The organism is Sphingobium sp. HDIP04 (assembly GCF_000445085.1).
GTDB classification, from domain to species: domain Bacteria; phylum Pseudomonadota; class Alphaproteobacteria; order Sphingomonadales; family Sphingomonadaceae; genus Sphingobium; species Sphingobium indicum.
Genome location: NZ_ATDO01000045.1, coordinates 1 through 5,527 on the forward strand (window position 1 = coordinate 1; position 5,527 = coordinate 5,527).

Annotated in this window: 1 protein-coding gene and 1 pseudogene; both read right to left on the bottom strand. The window is 60.5% G+C overall.

Annotation, left to right across the window (positions count from 1 at the left end):
- On the bottom strand, window positions 1–2,776 hold a 2,776-nt coding region (locus L286_RS27565), incomplete at its 3' end, for a Tn3 family transposase (RefSeq protein ID WP_031293089.1).
- A gap of 11 nt (window positions 2,777–2,787) precedes the next feature.
- Window positions 2,788–5,454: pseudogene (locus L286_RS49175) on the bottom strand (DUF5710 domain-containing protein); the annotation flags it as partial.
- Between the last annotated feature and the right edge of the window lie 73 nt (window positions 5,455–5,527).

The following is a 5,527-nucleotide window of genomic DNA, read 5'->3' on the forward strand; positions in this document are numbered from 1 at the left end:
GCTCAACCAGTACGGTCTGAAGCATGCGGGTGTTCACATACACCAGCGACGCTTGCAGGAGGTGTAGCGCCAGAACGGAGATTTCCTGCTCATGGATGCGGTTGGTGGCGATCTCGCCGCCCTTGCCGAAGAACACGAAACCATTAGCGCCGTTCCAGTTCTCAACCACATTCAGCCCTTCGTGGATCTCGCGGCGGAATGCCTCCTGACGCAAATACCGGCATAGGAAGATTGTTTTGACCGCGCGGCCGAGTTCACTCAGCGCCTTGTAGGTCGGGTGCATCACTTCGGCTCTGGCAAACCGGAGCAGGATCGCTTCCGGATCGGCGGTGCGCGATTGCATGGCAGCGGCATATTTGACCATTTCGTCATATTGTTGCTCGATCTCGTCCCAGTCGATCGGGCTGGAGAGGATCGGCAGTAAATTGGAAAGCCGCGTGCGCATGCCGGCTTGGGGAAGGGCCAGTTTCTGGCGTGCCACTGCTTTCAGCCGCGGGGCAAGCTCAAATCCAAGGAGTCGGCAGAACGCAAAGCCGACTGCGCTCTGGCCGTGGCTATCGACGTACTGGCGCTGGATTTCCATGTCGGTGCAATGGCGTAGCACGCCTTCGATCATGGAGGCGACCTCCGAGGAAGAGCACCGCTTGAGCTGGGAATAAACGCAGGTCGCGCGCTTCTCCACATGCCAGTAGATCATGACGCCACGGCCGCCATAGCGGGCGTGCCATTCCGTCATCAGGTTGCGGTCCCACGCGCCGAACTTCGTTGAATCGGACGCGCATGCCGTGCCCGCATCTCCCCATACTGCGGCATTGCGGATTGCCAGTGTCGCGTTTGCTACCCGCGCGCACGCCTCCCTCAGCGCTGGCGCGTGGATGAAACGGCGATGGACATGCAGCAATTCCTCGTAACTGACATCGGGTGTTGCGCCAGCGACCCGCTTGAGCCCGGCGTTCGTGCCCAAGCCATAGAGACACAGCAAAAGACGCTGAGCCAAGGCTGCTTTCGACAGGGTAACCCGCGAGGCCGACGTTTCGAAAGCATCCATCAATCCCGTGTCCAGAGCAGCCTCTTTCAACACGTCCAGCAGTCCGGTCATCGGCCAGCGCTGACCGATCTCGCTTTTGATCGAAGCGAGACCCTTCGGTTCGGGCAAGGGCTTGAACGGTGTAATCGATATCCGGTTGTCGCCGCGCCACAGGAGCCGGACCTTGTCGTTTTGTGGAATATTGGCATTGAGGAGCAACAGTTCCCGTTCAAGCTCCTCCCGGATCGAGGCGCAAAACGCCTGCGCATCTGGCGTCAGGCTGAGGCCGGAATAGTACGCATCTCGCCTGATCTCGAAGTCCTTGGGAAGATCGTCATCGGGATTGCGATAGCGATCCGCCCCGACCACCCAGATTTCTTTGGAGCGGATGCGGTCGCGCAGTTGCGTCAGGACGCAAAGCTCATAGCTGATCCGGTTTACCCGCCCATCGTCATCAATGACGGAACTGCGCCATCGCGCTGGAATCACCTCATCGATCGGAACATCCTGCAATGGCACGAAGCGGCATCCGCCATCCACCTTGCTCCTGATCCAGTCGAGGGCCGCCAGGACCGGCCGCCACACCGCGTTGTTCGACCGGAACTCAAGTACGGAAAGCAGGCTTGGCAGCATGCGCCGGTAATGATTGGCCCAGGAACCACGCATCACCTTGTAGATGCGCCGGTCCAGAGCGCCCTTCGCATGGCTCTCCTTGACGATCGCCGCCAGCTTGGCCTTACCGGCGATCGGGAAAATGACATCGCAGATGCGCCCCGATGGTTCATTGATCGAGGCGCTGGCGATCTCGACCAGCAGGCGCTCCTTTCCATAGACCCGCTCGATGTCTTTCGCGATATCGCCCACCACCTTGCGTTTCGAGCGCGTTCCGATCTTGTGAACGGTTTCGATCAGCAGGTCGATCATCGCGTCAGTGAGTTGCGCCTCCCGCGACATTAGATAAATCGCATAAAGGCCGAGCTGTCGCGCCGGCGCATGCCGGCGCATCTCCGAGGCCTTTTCACCGGCAACGCGGCGAACAATCTGATCGACCCATGGCTTGCCCGTAGCCGTCAGGAGATCATGGGGAAGATCAAGTCTCTGGATAAAGGCGAGTTTCTCGGTCACGTCGAGAATGTTGTCGAGCGTTGCCTGTCCGGCGTCACCCTTCATCCTGTTGAATCCGGTCGAGCTGTCCGGATCGGCAAGCGAGGCTTCCAATAACGCCACCGCATCTGACGAAAGCCGATCACTGGCTCCGATCAGCCAGGTGTCCAGATAATCTTGCCGTTGTGAGCGAACGACACGTTCAAGCTCCTTGCGCGACGGCCCATAAATACGCCGGTCCCGGCACCACAGGAAAACATGCTCAAGCATGGCATTGATCGACTGGCCGCCCGGGCACAGCTCGCCAGCAATCCATTCCGTCAATTGCGCGCGATCCACCCGCTTCATGCGGTGATATCCAAGATGGATCAGGATCTCCGCACAATGCCGTCGTGCTGTCCGACTGGAAAAGTCATAACCGGCTATCTCGCCAGCCTCGACACCGAGTTGCTCGGCCAGATACGAGAGGCCATCGGTAGGGATTGAGCCGGGATCGATCGCGAAAAACCCCAGGGAAGCGAAGAATTTCAGCTGCGCGGCGAGGCCAAGGCGCGTCAGGGCCGGCTTCGAATTTACAAAATCAATATCGGCAAAGCTCAGGCTCCATCGTCCGATCAAATCCCCGCCCGGAATACTCCGATCCATCAACCCACTCCCTATGATGGAGCGAACTGTCCTCTTCTATGATTTCCATCGTCAATACCGAATGCCACGTTCCCAAAACGTTCTCCGACTTGGCCAAAATCGCAGCTTGGGGCCGACTGGGCCAAGTCGTTGAAGTCGGTGAAGCGTGCCGGGTCGGCCTGCTGCTCGCCGGGAGCGAAGGTCGGGAAGACCGGAACGCCGTTCACGGCCTGCGCCGCTTGGGTCGCCTTCTCCTTGCCGGGATTGTAGCCGAATTTCTCCAAGACGCGCTGATCGTCCTCGCCCATGATGAAAATCGGCTTGTCGGGGTAACGCTCGCGCAACGCGGCTGCGACGGCGGGGAGGTTGCCGGAATCGAACGCCGCGACGGTCGCATGGTCCACCACGCTAGAGACGGTCGCCATCGTCGCGTAGCCTTCGCCAATCATAATGCGCGGGGCCTTGTCGAGCGCGGCTAGTGCGGCCTGCGGCGTCACGCCCCCGTTGACCACATGGAAACAGCTTTCCTTGTGGCTCTCCTTCGCAAAACGCTTCGTGCCGTCTTCCTGAATATATTGCGTCGTCCAGTGCTTGCCGCTGGTGTCGATCGCCGGAAGGTGGATTGTATTATCGCTGGCGCTGGCGAGCGCGCCGATCGTCGGCGCAATGCCCTTCCTCTCCATGTAGGGCGTTGCCTGCTCGATCTGACGGCATTGCGCGGCGCGCTGCTGCACGCGCTCGGCCGTCGCATCATAGGTCGCCGCCCGCTCCCGCTCGCGCTCCTCTCGCTTGGTGGCGGCCTCGGCGTTCAACCGGGCCTTTTCCTCCTCGCTCAACGTGTAGCCGGTGCTTTTCCATCGCATATCCAGCCCCGAACGGTTGTTCTTGATGTAGCCCGCTGGGTGGCCATCGGTGAAGGCGACATAGAAACCCGCCGCCTCGCCCTTTCCATCGCCCTGTGCCGGAACGCGGTGGGTCTTGCCGTCCATCATCGGGTGCCCTGCGGGAACCTCAAGGCCAAGGGATTTCATGGCGTCGGCAAATTCGACCTCCGGGCTTTTCGCCTCCTTCTGGCGCGGCTGATTGTCTATTTTCCAGCGCGCCAGCTTCTCCGGGTCCGCGCCCTCCGGCGCATACCAGCTCTTGCGGGCGGCATCCCATTTCGCGCCGTTGGCTTTGGCAAGGGTTCGTTCGCCATAAGGCACCGCCAGATATTCGCGTGCCTGTCGCGGGGTTTCCTTCATCGTTTGCCCTTCCTGCGGCTGCTCCGGGGCCGTGGGGCGCTGCGCGCGCTCGCCGGGGAGCGATTGGCCTAGATCTCCTGCGGGTGCCTCTACGGCGCTTGAAAGCCATTTCTGGAACGGCTCGACATTAGCGCCTGCCGGAACATACCACGACTTTTCGGCCTTATCCCATTTCGCGCCCAAGGCTTTCGCCTCGTCCTTTTCCCGATAGGGGACCGCAAGATATGTGCGGGTGGAAGGCTCTGGCGCGGCGTCCCGCTGGTCGGTCGCGGCGATGCCCACGGGCGGCGAATTGACCGCATAGAGAGGGGCCAAGCCCTGCCGCTCGCGGCGCTCATCGGCATATTGCTCGGCCTTCAAATTGACAAGGCGGGCAACGTCCTCCGGGTTCTGGTCGCGGCCGTCAAAATCGGTGATCTGGTTCGGCCCAAGCGACAAGGCGATATAGCGGCGGCGTTCGCTATCTGCGGAATAGCCCGCCATAAGGTTTCGCTCGCCGTTCGGGGTTATCATCGTGCCGATCGGCCCGACGCCCTCAAATTGCCGTCGAACGGTGTGCATCGGCCCGCCACTATCAACCGGCTCCCAACCGTGCTTGTCGATCAGCGCGCGCAAAGTGCGGTCGGAATAGTGCTGCTGCGGCTCCGGTATAGGATCGCCTATGGCGGCAACGGCCCCGGCTGCGGCGGCCCATCTGTCGCCGCTATGGTCTGTCAGCCGCTCGACCGTAAACCCGGAAGCATTGAGCGCCGCCGCAAGCCCCGGTCTGGCGAAGGCGGCCTTTATACGCTCGTCCAGCTCCATATTGAGGTCGTCGGATATTACTAGGTCCGCTTCCTCGTTCCCCTCGAAATGGGGGCCGTTCTGCCACTCCTCATAGGCTTGAACAGTCTTGGCCATGTCCGCGACCGCAAGCCGATCGCCCTCATCAAGATCATTCTGGCGATACTCCTGCGCCTGCTGGAAGTCTGGCGGTAGAGTAACGCGGAACCTGTCAAAATCCTCGCGCGTGGCAGGCCGGATTTGATCTAGCGGACTGGCATAGAATGGCCCGTTAATCGGGTTGCGCCCGTCTATATTGCTGGCAAGAACGCCCAACATCGCCATGCCCGGCTGCTGATAGCAAAGCGTATTCTCATTGCTGACGAAATATTGCGTATGGTCGTGTGCCTGCTCGACCTGCTGAACCTGCTTTTGTTCCAGCGCCAGAACATAGGTGTGAATCTTCTCGGCGTCCGATGCGGCACGGACAATCTCAAGCGGGTCTTCCTCAAGGACTTTGATCCATGATCCGACATAGGCCGCGTGCTGCTCCGGGTCGTGGCCGATCTGCAATTCCTGCCCGGTTATGAGGCTCGCAATCTCGGCCCGCAATTCTTCGCGGGCATAGCCTTCCGAACCGAACGGGTGCGCCAAATCCCGGTCAAGGCGGTTGGGGTGGCCAGTCCAGTGCCCTTTATGCCGATATCGGCATAAGGTTCATAATGCCGTAACCCGGATTATGCCGCATGGCATCGTAGGATCTCGT